Source organism: Prosthecobacter sp., assembly GCF_044226605.1.
Taxonomy (GTDB): domain Bacteria; phylum Verrucomicrobiota; class Verrucomicrobiia; order Verrucomicrobiales; family Verrucomicrobiaceae; genus Prosthecobacter.
Genome location: NZ_JBGAGS010000005.1, coordinates 385,964 through 401,104, shown reverse-complemented (window position 1 = coordinate 401,104; position 15,141 = coordinate 385,964). Strand labels below are relative to the sequence as shown.

The 15,141-nt window shown below is 60.4% G+C and carries 12 protein-coding genes and 1 tRNA gene; 10 read left to right on the top strand and 3 right to left on the bottom strand.

Features of this window, described 5'->3' with window-relative positions:
- Window positions 1–484 precede the first annotated feature (484 nt).
- From ACILSO_RS09055 to ACILSO_RS09040, 4 genes are all read left to right on the top strand, one after another.
- On the top strand, window positions 485–2,017 hold the full coding sequence (locus ACILSO_RS09055) for a DegQ family serine endoprotease (RefSeq protein WP_395737065.1): 1,533 nt from the start codon (window positions 485–487) through the stop codon (window positions 2,015–2,017).
- A 143-nt stretch (window positions 2,018–2,160) separates the two neighbouring features.
- Window positions 2,161–2,835 (top strand): response regulator transcription factor, encoded by a 675-nt coding sequence (locus ACILSO_RS09050; RefSeq protein ID WP_395737064.1) that lies wholly within the window; start codon window positions 2,161–2,163, stop codon window positions 2,833–2,835.
- Complete coding sequence (locus ACILSO_RS09045) at window positions 2,816–4,225, top strand: sensor histidine kinase (protein ID WP_395737063.1); 1,410 nt, start codon at window positions 2,816–2,818, stop codon at window positions 4,223–4,225. Before ACILSO_RS09050 ends, ACILSO_RS09045 begins: the two co-directional genes overlap by 20 nt.
- A 329-nt stretch (window positions 4,226–4,554) precedes the next feature.
- Window positions 4,555–5,181, top strand: coding sequence for a LysE family translocator (locus ACILSO_RS09040; protein ID WP_395737062.1), 627 nt, complete (start codon window positions 4,555–4,557; stop codon window positions 5,179–5,181).
- Window positions 5,182–5,239: 58 nt separating this feature from the next.
- Here the strand turns inward: ACILSO_RS09040 and ACILSO_RS09035 are convergent.
- Both ACILSO_RS09035 and ACILSO_RS09030 read right to left on the bottom strand, forming a co-directional pair.
- Window positions 5,240–5,314, bottom strand: a tRNA-Val gene (locus tag ACILSO_RS09035).
- 64 nt (window positions 5,315–5,378) lie between these two features.
- Window positions 5,379–6,110 (bottom strand): VC0807 family protein, encoded by a 732-nt coding sequence (locus tag ACILSO_RS09030; protein WP_395737061.1) that lies wholly within the window; start codon window positions 6,108–6,110, stop codon window positions 5,379–5,381.
- A 145-nt stretch (window positions 6,111–6,255) separates the two neighbouring features.
- Between ACILSO_RS09030 and nadA the strand changes: the two genes are divergently transcribed.
- From nadA to ACILSO_RS09015, 3 genes are read left to right on the top strand one after another with little or no spacing between them, the layout of a single operon-like run.
- The gene (nadA, locus tag ACILSO_RS09025) at window positions 6,256–7,197 is read left to right on the top strand and encodes a quinolinate synthase NadA (RefSeq protein WP_395737060.1); all 942 of its coding nucleotides are present in this window, start codon (window positions 6,256–6,258) and stop codon (window positions 7,195–7,197) included.
- 28 nt (window positions 7,198–7,225) lie between these two features.
- A complete protein-coding gene (locus ACILSO_RS09020; protein ID WP_395737059.1) occupies window positions 7,226–8,908 on the top strand; it encodes an Hsp70 family protein in 1,683 nt (560 codons plus the stop codon).
- Complete coding sequence (locus tag ACILSO_RS09015; RefSeq protein ID WP_395737058.1) at window positions 8,901–10,244, top strand: hypothetical protein; 1,344 nt, start codon at window positions 8,901–8,903, stop codon at window positions 10,242–10,244. Before ACILSO_RS09020 ends, ACILSO_RS09015 begins: the two co-directional genes overlap by 8 nt.
- A gap of 18 nt (window positions 10,245–10,262) precedes the next feature.
- On the opposite strand, the gene ACILSO_RS09010 is transcribed toward ACILSO_RS09015, so the two are convergent.
- Window positions 10,263–11,519 (bottom strand): hypothetical protein, encoded by a 1,257-nt coding sequence (locus ACILSO_RS09010; protein WP_395737057.1) that lies wholly within the window; start codon window positions 11,517–11,519, stop codon window positions 10,263–10,265.
- 90 nt (window positions 11,520–11,609) lie between these two features.
- Between ACILSO_RS09010 and ACILSO_RS09005 the strand changes: the two genes are divergently transcribed.
- The 3 genes from ACILSO_RS09005 to ACILSO_RS08995 all read left to right on the top strand — a co-directional run bounded on the left by ACILSO_RS09005 (window position 11,610) and on the right by ACILSO_RS08995 (window position 15,114).
- On the top strand, window positions 11,610–13,301 hold the full coding sequence (locus tag ACILSO_RS09005) for a 4-alpha-glucanotransferase (protein ID WP_395737056.1): 1,692 nt from the start codon (window positions 11,610–11,612) through the stop codon (window positions 13,299–13,301).
- Between the two features lie 177 nt (window positions 13,302–13,478).
- Window positions 13,479–14,201 (top strand): TenA family transcriptional regulator, encoded by a 723-nt coding sequence (locus ACILSO_RS09000; protein ID WP_395737055.1) that lies wholly within the window; start codon window positions 13,479–13,481, stop codon window positions 14,199–14,201.
- Window positions 14,179–15,114 (top strand): fatty acid desaturase family protein, encoded by a 936-nt coding sequence (locus ACILSO_RS08995; protein WP_395737054.1) that lies wholly within the window; start codon window positions 14,179–14,181, stop codon window positions 15,112–15,114. Before ACILSO_RS09000 ends, ACILSO_RS08995 begins: the two co-directional genes overlap by 23 nt.
- Window positions 15,115–15,141: the final 27 nt, after the last annotated feature.

Sequence of the window (15,141 nt, the reverse complement as noted above, 5' to 3'; positions counted from 1 at the left end):
ATCAGACAGTGTCGAATGCATTGTTGCATAAGGATTTACAGCGTTCAAGGACGCACAAAGGCGAACATGAGGAAACCCGCAAGGAAGGAACTACGGATCAGAAGGTTTCAGGTTCGAATCCTGACGGGTGCGCCACTCATCAAAGATGAGTTTTACCAAGGAGTAAGTTGGTCAGGAAATTTATCGCGTCTTATCGTGCCCTGACGCAGGTGGTGATCGTGGATTGGCCTCGTAAGTGTCATACGTGGAAGGGGCGCAGACCGGGAGCTTTCTTTGCCGTGGAAATCCGGATGCTTGTGGCGAGATGAACCCGAATTGGAGATCGAAACTTTGGGTGCGCTCGCCCTCCTCTCCCCCTCCGTTTCGAAGTCGGCGAACCTTACACGCTTGTAATGTTCCAGTAACGTAAAAGCCATGCCCCGGGTGCTTTCATTGCAGTGGAAATCAATCCACCTCAAACAATCCAATGAACCCAACAACACCCATGAAAACTTCATCCCCCCACCCGTCGATCTGGAAGCGCACGGCCGTCCTCGGCTCCGTGTGCGTCTTGAGCGCCTCGCTGGTGGCCTTTACGGCTGCCAAGGAAGCGTCCCTCGGCAAGGCGGAGCCGCTGCATATTCAGGTCAGCGATGCGCCGCTCTCCACTGCAGCCAAAGGCTTTCCCAGCTTCTCCCCCATCGTGAAAGCTGTGGCGCCCAGCGTGGTCAAAATCTCAGTCTCCAGCGAAGCCAAGGTCAGCCAGATGGAACTTCCAGGCGGCATGGACCTCCGCCGCTTCTTCGGTCCCGGCTTCCAGATGCCTGAAGAATTCCAGCAGCAGGGCCGAGGACAGCATGGCCAGCAGCGCCACGCTCCCCGCGAGCAGGGCGTCGGCTCCGGCATCATCGTCACCAAGGACGGCTACATCCTCACCAACAACCACGTGGTGGAAAATGCCAGCACGATCAAGGTCAGCCTCACCGATGGACGCGAGTTCAACGGCAAGGTGATCGGTCGTGATCCTAAGACCGACGTGGCCGTCGTAAAGGTCGAGGCCAAAGACCTCCCCTTCATGCCCTTTGCCGACAGCGACAAAATCGAAGTTGGCGACATGGTGCTCGCTGTGGGACATCCATTTGGCATCGGCCAGACCGTGACCTCGGGCATCGTCAGTGCCAAAGGCCGCGCCACGATGGGACTCGACTATGAGGACTTCATTCAAACCGACGCAGCCATCAACCCTGGCAACTCCGGCGGTGCGCTGGTGGATGTGGAAGGCCGCCTGATCGGCATGAACACCGCCATCCTGAGCCGTAGTGGCGGCAACCAAGGCGTTGGCTTTGCAGTGCCGACCAACCTGGCCCGCTGGGTGATGGAAAGCCTCGTCAATAACGGCCGTGTGGAGCGTGGCTTCCTGGGTGTGAACATCCAGGACCTGACTCCTCAGCTGGCTCAGCAGTTCAAGCTGGACGCCGCCAAAGGCGCCCTGGTCTCCGGTGTCTCGCCTGACAGCCCTGCTGAAAAGGCAGGTGTGAAGAGCGGAGACGTCATCACCGACTTCAATGGCAAGCCCGTCAGCGACAGCCGTCATCTGAAACTGCAGGTCGGCTCGACCACCCCTGGTGCTGCAGTGCCCATGAATGTGCTGCGCGATGGCAAGACTGTGACCCTGAGCGTGACCGTGAAGGAACTGCCTGGCGACAAAGTGGCCAGCGCCACTCCTGCCGCAGACAATGCGGAAGACGCCCTGCATGGTGTCGGTGTCGCTGATCTGGACAAAGGCATGCGTGAACAGCTCAAGGTGCCGTCCAACATCAAAGGCGCTGTCGTCTCCTCTGTGGAGGAAGACTCCGTGGCCTACGACGCCGGCCTGCGCGAAGGCGATGTGATCCTCGAGATCAACCGCCAGCCCGTGAAAGATGCCGAGCAGGCCACCGCCCTCTGCGCCAAGCCCGAGAGCAAGGTCTCTCTGGTGAAAGTCTGGAGCCACGGAGGCACCCGTTTCATCGTGATCGATGAGAGCAAGGCAGGTTAATGTGTGAGTGAGAACGAGACCCGCTTCGGTGCGAAAGTGCCGGGGCGGGTTTTTTTTGCCGGAGAGGCCGTTCCTCCAAGTGCCCGCCCCATCATTGGACAACTCTTCCCAGCGCAGCTAACGATATGAATCTCCAGCCCGCCATGCGCCTCTTAGTGATTGAAGACGACAGCAAGATCGCCTCGTTCATCGTGAACGGGCTGAAGCAGAATGGCTTCGGTGTGGACGCCGCCACCGATGGCGAGCAGGGCCTCGATCTAGCCTGCACGGTGAGTTACGACTGCATCGTGCTGGACCTCATGCTGCCCAAGCTGGACGGCCTTTCGCTGCTGCGTCAGCTGCGCAAAGAAAAGGTCCACACGCCGGTCGTAATACTCAGTGCCAAGGCAACGGTCGATGACCGGGTCAAGGGACTGCAGGCCGGTGGCGATGACTACCTTACCAAGCCCTTTGCGTTCTCCGAACTGCTCGCCCGCGTTCAGGCTCTCATTCGCCGCGCCACGCATGTGGTGGAGCCGACGACACTCACATCCGCCGGGGTGGTGCTCGATTTGCTCTCCCGAGAAGTGAAGCGTGAGGGGCGCAGCATCGAGCTGCAAAGCCGTGAGTTTGCGCTGCTGGAGCTGCTTATGCGCACGCCTGGGCGGGTCGTCACCAAGACGATGATCCTGGAGCATGTTTGGGATTACAGTTTCGATCCGCAGACCAATGTGGTGGACGTGCTGGTGCACCGCCTGCGCACCAAGATGGACAAGGACTTTGAGGTGAAGCTCATTCAAACCATCCGCGGAGTCGGCTATGTCTTCAAACCCGCTTAAGCTCTGGTGGCGCAGTTTTGCCGTGCGGCTCACGCTCGGATACTCGCTGATCTTCACCCTCAGCGCCGTGGTGCTCTTCGGCCTGCTCTATGTTCTGCTGGCCAGCGCGATGGAGCGCAAGGACCGGGAGGTGATCGAAGCACGTCTGAAGGAATGCGCCGCCGTCTATGCCAGCGGTGGCCTGCCGGCGCTGCGGAACTTGGTTCAGCTCAACAGCACGGATGAAGGCAAATCCAAATCCTTCTTTGTCCGCGTCACGGGGAATCTTGGCAGTGTGCTTTTTGTGAATGTGCCGAATGACTGGCTGCCGGCGGATGCCCGCTCGCTGCAGTCCCAGGCCGACGCCGCCAACCTCGACTGGCTGCGAATTCCGAAGGATGATGAGCGCGATCTCACCGTGGCCACTGCGCGCCTGCGGGATGGCTCCCTGCTGCAGGTGGGCCGCAGCACCAACAGCCGCGAGACCGTGCTGCAGCCTTTCCGCCGCAATTTCCTGCTGGTCATGACGCCTACGCTGATTTTCGCCGTGCTGGGCGGCGCCTACTTCGCGCATCGCGCCACGCAGCCCGTGCGGGAGGTGGTGGACACCGCGCGCACGATCTCAGACACCGGCGACTTTTCCGCACGCGTCGCCGCCCACATGAACCGTACTGAACTCGAGGAACTGGCCACGGAATTCAACCGCCTGCTCGACAAAAACGAAGCGCTCATCCAAGGCATGCGTCATGCTTTGGACAACGTCGCCCATGATCTGCGCACCCCTCTGACCCGCCTGCGCGGCACTGCCGAGGCGGCGGTGCAGACCACGCCCGACCCCGTCGCGCGCGAAGCGCTGGCGGATTGCGTTGAGGAGTCCGATCGCGTCCTCACCATGCTCAAGGCCCTCATGGACATCAGCGAAGCCGAGGCCGGCATGATGAAGCTCCACCGCGAGCTGACCTCCATCCCCGCCCTACTCCAGCAGGTGATCGAGCTGTACGATCTCATCAGCGAGGAAAAGCACATCACCATCACCACCGATTTCTCACCCGACTGCCAGGCCTCGGTGGACCCCACGCGACTGAGCCAGGCCTTTGCCAACCTCCTCGACAATGCACTGAAGTACACGCCCGAAGGCGGTACGGTTCATCTGGCATGTCATGCGGCTGACAATGCTGTTACGGTCACCATTCGCGACAACGGCATGGGCATCCCCGCCCATGACCAGCCGCACATCTGGGAGCGCCTTTATCGCGGAGACAAAAGCCGCACCCAGCGCGGCCTCGGCCTGGGGCTGAGTTTGGTCAAAGCTATTGTGGAAGCGCACAGCGGCAGCGTGGCGGTGAGCAGCGAGGTGGGGAAGGGGGCAGCGTTTGTGATTACCGTGCCGCAGATTCCGCTGGCGGGGTGAGATGGCAATGTGACGTCACGGCGCAGGCGGTCAAAGCTCTTGCGTGGGGTTCGCGCTATTTGCTGATTTGGTTTTCCCAAGCCACGGGCCTGCACCATGAAACCCCAATACCATTGCCTGTTCGCCCTTGTTTTGCTCACGGTGGGTTCCTTCCTGAGTTACCGGTACCGAGAAACAGCCCAAGGGGGGATGCGGGGCTATGGCGCTGTTTTCGTGGCCTTTACGCTGTTTGTCTGGCACGCCGGCATGCTCACTCATTCTGGGAGCTGGGACATATGCACCAGCCATCTGCTTGTGCCGCGGACTCTCTTGGCGTTTAATTCTCCGTCATGTTTGGCATCCACGATTTTGGTGTGTTCATCGTCACCTGCCTTGTCCTGAATATCACCCCAGGGCCTGACACTTTTTATATTATTGGGCGCAGTATGGCGCAGGGGCGGAGTGCGGGGCTGGCTTCCGTGCTCGGCATTTCCGCAGGCTCGGTCATTCACACTTTGGCGGCGGCTCTAGGTCTGTCCGCATTGCTCGCCGCATCGGCCTCCGCGTTTCTGGCCGTCAAGCTCGCCGGTGCGGCCTATCTCATCTACCTCGGCGCGAAGATGCTCTTTAGGCCTGTGGCTGCCGCCGCCGTTCCGGCAACTTTTTCGACCTTAGGTTTTTTCGCCGTCTTTCGGCAGGGACTGCTGACCAATGTCCTCAATCCCAAAGTGGCCCTGTTCTTCCTGGCCTTTGTGCCGCAGTTCATCGTGGCAGACAGCCCCAGCAAGTTCGCGGCGTTTCTAGTGCTCGGCCTCAGCTTTGTCGTCACGGGCACGCTGTGGTGCCTGTGCCTGGCATGGTTCGCCTCAGCGCTCGGAGACAAATTTCGCGGAAGCTCCACCTTTGGCGAAGTTCTTAACCGGGCGGCCGGCGCGCTTTTCATTCTTCTTGGGGCACGACTTGCCTTCACCAAATAAAGTGCCCTGCGGAGCAGTTTCTCCTGCGGAGAAGTGGACTTTCATCTTCAGTCGAAGATGGTGCGCGGTACAGGGTTCGAACCTGTGACCCCTACCATGTCAAGGTAATGCTCTACCACTGAGCTAACCGCGCGAGTCCGGGGGCGAAGTCTATAAACGGCCATTGCCACTTGGGCAAACGGTTTTTGGGAAGGAAATCAATCGTTTTCCAAGGCGTTGTTCACCTGCTTGCGCACGGTGGTGCCCTGATTCATCAAATCATCGCGCTCCAGACCGGTGAGTTTGGTGATGGAACGCAGCAGCCACAGCAGCAGGGCCAGCGTCACCCCCATGAGCGGGATGCCAATGACGAGGAAGCCGCTCCAGTTCAGGCGGCCGATGGCCTTGGTGTATTCCTCGCTGCCGGGGGCCTTGTCTCCCAGCAGGTAGAGGGCGAGCGCGAAATTCATGCCCGAGGACAGCAGCATGGTGCCCGCCATGCCCCAGGAGGCTTTTTTGAGAAGCACTGCAAAGCTGTGGTGCTTTTCCGGGGTGTTCAGCGCCTGATGCAGCGCTGGTTGATTGATGATCTGCGGATTGAGCAGCATCTCATTGATCAGCGGCTTGCCCCAGCGATGGCTCAGCGGAAAGGCGATGCCGAGAAAGATGGGAAACATGGCCTCCTTGGCGGCAAACCACGTGGCATTCAGGTTCCACAGCCCAAGCACCCCGGTGATGATGACGGCCACCAAACCGAGCACGGAAAAGAAATTCAGCCCGCGCTTGTTCATGTAGCACCAGATGCCAAACCCCACCGGCAGCAGCAGCGCCACCACCAGCGCCCACAGGGGGCCGAGACGATCCGGCGTGCTGAGTTTTTCCAGGGCGATGGAGGGCAGGATGACGGTGAGCGCGAGATCGAGGAGCGGGTGGGGCTGTTTTTGGGTCACCGTAGAATGTCGAATGACGAATGCGGAATGTCGAATGCGGAATGTCGAATGCGGAATGTCGAATGCAGCGCTGGGGCTTCCCCACCTCCCCCTTGCTTCCTTGCGGCTTCGTTTTACGCTCCGCATCTTTCCGTCATTTCATTCCATGGTCGCCACCGCAGCCCCCAGCCTCACCGAAGAAATCCTCCGCCTCAAAAAGGAACGCAATGCCGTCATCCTGGCGCACAATTATCAGGACAAAGCCATTCAGGAGATCGCTGACTTTGTGGGCGACTCTCTCGGCCTGGCCTACAAGGCCAAGGAGACCGAGGCGGACGTCATCGTCTTTTGCGGCGTGCATTTCATGGCGGAGACCGCGAAGATCGTGAATCCCGGCAAGATCGTGGTGCTGCCAGATGCCAATGCGGGCTGCTCGCTGGAGCAGAGCTGCCCCGGACCTCAGCTCGAGGCCTTCCTGAAAGCGAATGCCGCCAAGAATTATTACGTGATCGCCTACATCAACTGCAGCGGCCACGTGAAGGCGCTGAGCGACTGCATCTGCACCAGCGGCAATGCGGACAAGATTGTTGAAGCCGCGCCGAAGGATCGTCCCATTCTCTTTGTGCCGGACCAAAACCTCGGCTCCTGGGTGATGGAACGCACGGGCCGCAAGATGGACCTTTGGAAAGGCTCCTGCTACGTGCACGTGGAGTTCACGCGCGACAGCATTGAAAAAATCAAAGACGAATACCCGGACGCCAAAGTGGTGGCGCATCCCGAGTGCACCTATGCCGTGCGAATCCTGGCCGATGAGGTCTGCAGCACCGAGAAGATGGTCGGTTATTGCCGCAACAGTCCGGCCAGCGCTTTCATCATCGTTACTGAAAGCGGCATGCTGCACCGTCTGGAGCGCGAGGTTCCCGGCAAGAAATTCATCCCCGGGCCCACCGGCCACTGCGCCTGCGCCGACTGCCGTTACATGAAGCTCAACACCTTGCAAAAGCTGCATGACTGCCTGCGTGATCTGACGCCTCAGGTTGAGATGCCGGAAGACCTGCGCAAGCGTGCGGAGAAGCCAATCCTGCGCATGCTGGAGCTGAGCCGGTAGCTGAAGCACACTTTTTTATTATCGCGCGATGATCGGGATCGACCTGGGCACTACGAACAGCCTTGTGGCCATTCTTCGCGATGGACAGCCGGAAACATTGAAGAACGAGCTAGGCGAGGACCTGATTCCCTCCGTCGTCGCAGTCGCAGAGGATGGCGCATTGCTGGTGGGGCGTGCGGCGAAGGACCGGCTGGTGACGAACCCCAAGGCTGGGCAGGCCTGCTTCAAGAGGGACATGGGAACGGACACGAGCTATGAATTCGGCGGGCGCAAATGGTCGCCTGTGGAATGCTCGGCACTGGTGCTGCGTGAACTGAAACGCATCGCCGAAATGCAGCTGAAAACCACGGTGGATTCCGCCGTGATCACCGTGCCTGCGTATTTTCATGACCAGCAGCGCCAGGCCACCGTGGATGCCGCAGCCATCGCGGGACTCAAGGTGCTGCGTCTGCTCAATGAACCGACCTCGGCAGCGCTGGCCTATGGCTACCGTGCCGCGGACGATCTCAGCACGCTGCTGGTGTTTGATCTAGGCGGCGGCACCTTCGATGTCACGCTGCTCGAATCCTTTGAAGGCGTCGTGGAAGTCAAAGCCTCCTCCGGAGAAAGCCGGCTGGGCGGCGAAGACTACACCGAGGCCTTCGCTCAGTGGATTGAGCGCGAATTCAAATGGAACCCTCCTGCGGAAGACGCCCTTCGGTGGCGTGAGCGCGTGGAAACGCTGAAGCGTGCGCTGTCAAAGCAGACCAGCACCACCATCGAACTGCATGGCAAGGACGCCCCCATCACACGGGACGATTTCATCAACGCCACGGCTTCCATCACCGCGCGTCTGCGGCCCGTGGTGCGCCGGGCCATGCGGGATGCCGGTCTCACTCCAAAGCAGATTGATGCCGTCTTGATGGTGGGCGGTGCCAGCCGCATGCCCGTGGTGTTTGAAGATTTGCAGGAACTCCTCGGCATGGAGCCGTCCCGCACCCTGGATCCAGATCGTGTCGTAGCTCTGGGGGCGGCCGTGCAGCAGGCCTTGGTCGCGGGAGATTCCGCCGTGAAAGACCTGGTGCTCACAGATGTCTGCCCTCACACCCTTGGCATTGAAACCACCAAGGAGCTCGTGCGCGGCCATCGCGAGCACGGCTTCTTCGCCCCGATCATCGAGCGGAACACAATGGTTCCGTGCAGTCGCAGCGAGGTGTTTAGCACACTTGCTCCTGAACAGGATGAACTGGCCATTCAAATCTACCAGGGCGAGAGCCGGCTCGTCAAAGACAACCGGAATATCGGCAAGATCCACATCAAGGGGCTGCGCTCCCGTCCGGGCCAGGCCTATCCGGGCCAGGTGGACGTGCGCTTCAGCTATGACATGAACGGCATCCTGGAAGTGGAGGTGACGATCAAGGAAACCGGTAAAAAGATCACGAAAGTCTTCGAGCAGCGGCCCGGAACCCTCAGCGCGGAGCAGATCGCAGCCGCGCTGCGCATGCTGCAGCCGCTGAAGACGAATCCTGCCGACCGGCCTGAAAACCGTGCGCGCCTGGAACGCGCGAACCGCCTTTATGCCGAGCTGTCTGGCGAGATGCGGCGCTCGCTGGAAGGATTTGTCGAAGCTTTCGAGGCGGCGCTCATCACCCAGGAGCGTGAGCGCATTGCAGAGGCAGCCTTGGACCTGGACACCTTCATGGCTCCCTTCTTCCGCGACGACCATGGCTGACCCCTGGAGAGTTCTGGGTCTGCAGCGTGACACTGCGGATGAAAAGCAGGTGCGCTCCGCCTACGCCAGGCTGCTCAAGGTTCGTCGTCCTGATCAGGATCCAGAGGGATTCCATCAACTGCGCACGGCTTATGAAATGGCCCTTCAATGGCTGAAGACGCGCTCTGCGGCGGAAGCCGGTGAGGATGACTGGCTTGATGATTTTGCAGCGGATGGAGGCTCGGAAGTCTCGCCTGTCACCAGGGCATCCCCGTCTGCATCGCTCCCGCTGCCGCCTTCGTTTGCCCCCGGGGAAGTGCCGTTTCTTCCACACCGGATCGATCAGGAGCCGCCGCAGCCCGCCAAGCCCAAGGTCCCGCGTCGGCCGGAGCGGAACTGGCCGCGTGAGTGGTCGTACTCGCTTGAATCTCTCGATCGGGCGTTGCAGGGCGGGGTCAGGCAGCTGGAAGTGGTCTCCATGGCCCTCAAGGCCCTGGCCATGGATGCAGCCGAGCTGGGCATCCCATCCTCCACGCTGGAATGCATCATCAGCGATGCCTTCTTTACGGAACCGGGGCTTTTTGGCAAAACCGTGCCCGTGAGCATTCTAGCCTCACTGCTGGTGGGAGGTGGCGCAGCCTTCCTGCTGCGGGTTCTCGAAGCTTTGGAGCAGGAGCGCGACTCAGCTCACCTCGTTCATCTGGCGCAAAAACTCGACGAATGCCTGGATGAAGCCTTCGCCCCGCGCTCGGCGGAAGTGTTTTTCCGTGCGGCCACCCTGGCGGCCCTGGAGAGGCCCTTTCTCGCGCAGAGCATGCTGCGCAAACTCCAGCATTGGCTCAAAGACTCTTCCTCGTCAGCAGAGAAATTTGAGAGGCTGCATGCCGCCATCGCACGGGGCATGGCCTTGCGTGACCTGCCGGCGAATCACCGTGAGTTTTGGACGCAGCGGCTTGATTATCCCGCAACACCCTGTGACTGGAAGGCCGCGTTTCCCGAACAGGCCCTGGCTGCCGTGGTTATTCTGGGAAAAAGCTGGGCAGGGCACCCGCTGGTGCAGCCCATCGTGCCGCAAGAAGTCTGGAAGAAAGCATGGAAGCGGCGCTGGTTAAAGGTCACGATGCATGGTCTGCTACGCACTCGCACGGTCAATCCCAAGAGTGTCATGTTCGCCGTCGTTGGCAGCCTGCTGTTCGTTTTCGGAGCACGATTGTTTGACAATATAACGCCCGTTAGCAAGCCGGAGCCGGCAGTGCAGTCGGAGGAGTTCAAACGCTCCTACCAGCGTGGCCTGGAAGTGCTGAAGGAGTACAGGGAAAAAAAGAAACAAGAGAAGACCGGTCCCGAGCCCAAATGAAGCCGCTCAACGCGGCTGCTACCTCCACCACGCCGGCAGATCCGTCATCGTATCCTTCAGGATGCTTCTGATCGCCACCCGCTCGGCTGCGGCCAGGTGCGCGTGCTGCGCATCCGGGGCTTCCCTCAGGTAGAGTGCCATGTGGTAGTAGATGCGGTCCTTCAGCTCCTTCGGCGCATGTTTCCACGTGTCCGTGTAGATCATGTAGCTGCAGCGGTATTTAAACATGCGGGTCTTCAGATCGAGATCCTTCAGCGAAAGGCCCGCTTTGGAGGTCTTGCGGTCGCGCAGGAAATCCCGCACGTAGGCGGGGTCTCCCACCATGCCTTTGGTTGGAAATTTGGCCTCGTCGGCAAACATGATGTAGCGGGCCAGCTCCTGCGCCCGCTCCTCTATCTCGGCTTTGGCCGCCGCACCGAGCATGCCTTTGCCCTCGTGCTTGAGCTGGCGCACGGTGTAGATGGCATAGACCAGCCGGTTCTCGAAACCCATCTGATGCTCGTTCGTCAGATTGGGAAGGATGTCGCTGGTGGGCAGCAGGTGCAGGCTGAGGTCGGAGTACTGGCCCGGGTCCACGGAGACGATCTGATTTTTTCCGGCATTGGGGATGCCCATCACATTGGCGTGATTTTGCGTGAGGTTGTGCTCGCCCGTGAGGTGCCAGCCGCCAAAGCGGTCCTCCAGCGGGATCTGATGCCCCTGCACGTCCCGGCGGTAGGTTTCCAGGCTGGACCCTGCACGAGAGACGAGCAAGGATTCAGCGATCAAGCCCGGCAGCCGGCGCGTGGCGTTCCCGGCATGGCAGTTCATGCACTTGGTGGACCGCGTCACATTCGGCACGGGCCCGCCGGGGCGCATGCGGTCAAAGACGTAGAACATCGGGCCCATCTCCGGATCTGCGGCAATGATTTCGACCAGCCCGCCCGGCACCCAGCCGAGGTAGGTGTCCTCGTTGAAGTAGAGCGCGCGTGGGTTGCGCGGGTTGATGATCTCGCTTTGCAGGGAGCTCGCGGAAAAAACCAGGATCTGTGAGCTGATGGGGATGTTCAGCGCCTCCAGCAGGCTGGTGAGGAAGGCCTTGTCATTGCTGGTGTCCAGTTTCACCTCCCCCTTTTGCGCCCGTTCCTGCAGCTCGGCAAAGCGGTCCTTCGGCTTCCACTCGAGGTAGGAGTGCGGCGGCACCTTGAAATCGATGATGCGCGCGGGCTTCGTCTCCGCGCCCTGGGAGGCGGAGATCGACAAAAACAGCAGTATCGACAGGGATCGGGAACGCATTGTGCTCTATACGCCGGTCAAGGTATCCAAATCGCAGGACACAACCACTAAACATTTGTCATTCGTTCTGAACGATAGTCATTCCTTCCCATGCCCACCATCCAGCCACGCCGTGCAGGTATCCTGATTCCTGTTTTTGCCATCCGTACGCCTGAAGACCTTGGCATCGGCGACATCGGCGGTGTGCGCCAGCTCATCGACTGGTCCGCGGAGACGGGTCTCGGTTTCGTGCAGTTCCTGCCCATCAATGCCACCGGCAGCGACAGCAGCCCCTACAATGCCATCAGCTCGGTGGCGCTGGACTACCTCACGCTGGAGCTCACCCCAGGCGCGGTTCCGGAGCTGGATGAAAAATTTTACAGCACCATAACCAGCATCCTGCGCGTGGATCTGCTGCGCCATGGTTCCGTGAACTACCCTAAAGTTCGCCGGCTGAAAAACACGCTTCTCCGTCGTGCCTTCAGCCAGATCGAGAGCCAGCCTGGTCGTATGGCCCGGTTTGAGGCCTTTTGCGAGAAGGAGGCTTCCTGGCTGGATGACTTCTGCCTCTTCAAAGTCCTCATGGAAGAGCATGGGCACGAAGATTGGACAAACTGGCGCAGCGACCTCAACAGCGCCGGTAAAGCCCGCGCCTGGCGCGACTCCCAGGGCGATGAGATTGATGACCGCATCCTCTTCCACGCCTACGTGCAGTGGCTCTGCTTCATCCAATGGGGCGAACTGCGGGACTATGCGAATGCGAAGGGCGTGAAGCTCATGGGAGACATCCCCTTTGGCATCTCCTGGTGCAGCGCGGATGTGTTCTTCAAGCCCGAGGAGTTTGATCTGGAATGGTGCGGCGGAGCTCCTCCGGAGACGTATTTCAAGGACGACTACTTCGTGCAGCACTGGGGGCAGAACTGGGGCATCCCCCACTATCGCTGGGATGTCATGGAGAGCGGCGGCTTCCAGTGGTGGCGCCAGCGCACGCAGAAGCTCACGGAAGTCTTCGACATCTTCCGCATCGACCACGTGCTCGGCTTCTACCGCATTTACAGCTTCCCGTGGCGGCCAACGCGCAATGCGGAGTTTTGCTACCTCTCTGATGAAGCGGCCAAGGCCCTCACTGGAGGCCGCCTGCCGCACTTCATCGAAAACGATGACGACACACCCGAGCACAAGGCCGCCAATCTGGCCAACGGCGACAAGTATCTGCGCATGATCCTCGACGCCGCCGCTGGGAAGGCCGAGGTCGTGGCCGAAGACCTCGGCACCGTGCCGGACTACGTGCGCCCGCACCTGCTCAGCCTCGACATTCCCGGCTTCAAAGTCTGCCAGTGGGAGCACAATGAGCTGGGCCGGGTCGTCATGGGCAGCACCTACGACAACTGCGCCTTCACCACCTACGCCACGCACGACCATGAGCCGATGCGCACCCACTGGGAGCACCGCCGCCGTGATGCCATGAGCGAATTTGAATCCGAACGCGAAGTGGGGAACAAGGAGCTCGGCGACCTCGCCGAATTTGCCGGGCTGCGCTTCTCCTCCGACGGCTGGCCTGAGTACGACGCCCACATCCGCCATGCCCTGCTGGAGGCCCTGCTGACAAGCAATGCCCGATTCGCTGCCTTCATGCTCACGGACCTCTATGGTCTCGAAGACCGCTTCAACGTCCCCGGCATCGCCGCAGACAGCAACTGGAGCGCCCGCCTCCCCATGACCGTGGCCGAACTGCGCAACGCCCCGCCGTGGAAGGAAGAAGGCGAGTGGCTGAAGAAGGCGATCTCGCGGACGGAGAGATAGGGCCGCAGGTGAAAAGCATGGACCGCGCTATGCGTCCTGCAGTGCGCCGGGCTACCGGCGCTTTCACATGTCTCATGTCCCACGCAAAACTTACTCGAGTGTCGGCGGGCAGGCGCGGACGGCCTCCATGCTAAAAATCTGCTGGAGATCACCACGGGTCTTTCATAGAATTCAGCCATGGAGGAACTACTAAGCTGGGTGGCGGCTCAAGCAGATGCGTGTCGGATATTGAAAAACCATTACTTCACGGCTTTGGAAGATGGCTCGCTGGACAGGGAGAGGTTTTGCGAAACCCAGCAGCAGTTCTTCTTCGCTGTGCGCTACTTTTCCAGACCCATGGCGGCGCTGATGGCACGCATGCCGAGTTCCGCACTGCGGCGGAGCCTGGTCCACAATCTGGCCGAGGAGCATGGCTATGTGGATGAAGTCGCTCCAGTGTTTGATCCGGCACTGGCGCATGACATGACCTTTCTGCGCTTTCTGGAAACACTGGGCGTGAGCCGCGCGGAGATGAACCATGTGCGTGAAGCTGAAGCGGTGAGGGCCTTCAACACCAGCCTCATGGGCGTGTGCATGATGGAGCGCACAGATCTGGCCTTGGCCTGCCTCGGAGTCATCGAGCACGTGTTTGCAGACATTTCCGCACGCATTGGCCGCACGGCGGTGGAGCGCGGCTGGGTGCCTGCGGAGAAGCTGGTTCATTACAATCTGCACCAGGAGATCGATGGCCGGCATGCCGCGGAGTTTTTCGAATGCGTGCTGCAAGCCTGGCAGGGAGGGGGAGAGGGCCGTGCTGCCGTGGAGGACGGTGTGAAGCTTGGCCTGCATGTGTTTGACCGGTTGTACGTCGATCTTTGGAAGGCCACCACCCACCCTCATGAACAACACACTGCCCCCTGACCTGCTGCGGCTCTGCCACACACGCTCAGCTGCGCGACATGTCTGGCGCGTGGCCGTCTTCGTGCTGCTCTATATCGTGGGCGCGACGGGGGCGGTGCTGCTTGCCGCATGGGAGGCGCCACGGTGGAAGTGGCTGCCCGCGCTGCCGCTTTATCTGCTCGCCGCTGCGTCGCTGCATGGCATCAGCCTTTTCACCCACGAAGCGGTGCATGGAACGCTGGCCAGAAACAAGCTTCTGAACGCTGTGTTCGGTGCGCTGTGTGCCATGCCTGTGCTGCAAAACTTTTCCGCCTATCGCGTGCTGCACCTGAACCACCACCAGCATCTCGGAGAGGCTGGAGATCCCGACCACTACGCCAACTACACGCGCTGGACGTGGATGGTTTTTATCATGAATTGGCTGCGGCTGCTGGTGGGGTATCCGGTGTATATCACCGCCATTCCCATCCTGGGTTTCATGCAAGGCACGCTGAAGGACCGCTTCGGCATCACGGCCGAAGTCGCTGCCACAGCGGTGCTGGCGTGGTTCGTGTGGTCGCATGTGCCCGCCATCTGGCTCTGGCACGGCTGGCTGCTGCCCATGCTCTTCATCAATACCATGGTCAACATCCGTGGCATGAGCCAGCACACCCTGCTGGAGCATGCGAGCGACGAGGTGCGCGGCACCCGCACCATCCTGACGTATCCGCTTGTGCGTTTCTTCATGTGCAATGAGAACTACCACCTGGAGCATCATCTATTTCCCGGTGTACCATGGCACCATCTGCCGCAGGTGCATGATGCCCTCGCGCCTTCACTGCGTGAGCAGGGCGCGCCGTTCATTCGCTCCTACGGCGCCTTTGTGCGCGAGTTTTTCATTCACAGCCTGCGCCGCAGTCCGCTGGGATGGAAGCGGGAGGGCGGGAGACTGTGAAGGAGCGGCGGGTGCAGATTCATGAAT

What these genes read in the sequence shown, in the direction of transcription:
- ACILSO_RS09055 (WP_395737065.1), top strand. Translation starts at nt 485, where the DNA reads ATGAAAACTTCATCCCCCCACCCGTCGATCTGGAAGCGCACGGCCGTC.
- ACILSO_RS09050 (WP_395737064.1), top strand. Translation starts at nt 2,161, where the DNA reads ATGCGCCTCTTAGTGATTGAAGACGACAGCAAGATCGCCTCGTTCATC.
- ACILSO_RS09045 (WP_395737063.1), top strand. Translation starts at nt 2,816, where the DNA reads ATGTCTTCAAACCCGCTTAAGCTCTGGTGGCGCAGTTTTGCCGTGCGG.
- ACILSO_RS09040 (WP_395737062.1), top strand. Translation starts at nt 4,555, where the DNA reads ATGTTTGGCATCCACGATTTTGGTGTGTTCATCGTCACCTGCCTTGTC.
- nadA (WP_395737060.1), top strand. Translation starts at nt 6,256, where the DNA reads ATGGTCGCCACCGCAGCCCCCAGCCTCACCGAAGAAATCCTCCGCCTC.
- ACILSO_RS09020 (WP_395737059.1), top strand. Translation starts at nt 7,226, where the DNA reads ATGATCGGGATCGACCTGGGCACTACGAACAGCCTTGTGGCCATTCTT.
- ACILSO_RS09015 (WP_395737058.1), top strand. Translation starts at nt 8,901, where the DNA reads ATGGCTGACCCCTGGAGAGTTCTGGGTCTGCAGCGTGACACTGCGGAT.
- ACILSO_RS09010 (WP_395737057.1), bottom strand. Translation starts at nt 11,519, where the DNA reads ATGCGTTCCCGATCCCTGTCGATACTGCTGTTTTTGTCGATCTCCGCC.
- ACILSO_RS09005 (WP_395737056.1), top strand. Translation starts at nt 11,610, where the DNA reads ATGCCCACCATCCAGCCACGCCGTGCAGGTATCCTGATTCCTGTTTTT.
- ACILSO_RS09000 (WP_395737055.1), top strand. Translation starts at nt 13,479, where the DNA reads ATGGAGGAACTACTAAGCTGGGTGGCGGCTCAAGCAGATGCGTGTCGG.
- ACILSO_RS08995 (WP_395737054.1), top strand. Translation starts at nt 14,179, where the DNA reads ATGAACAACACACTGCCCCCTGACCTGCTGCGGCTCTGCCACACACGC.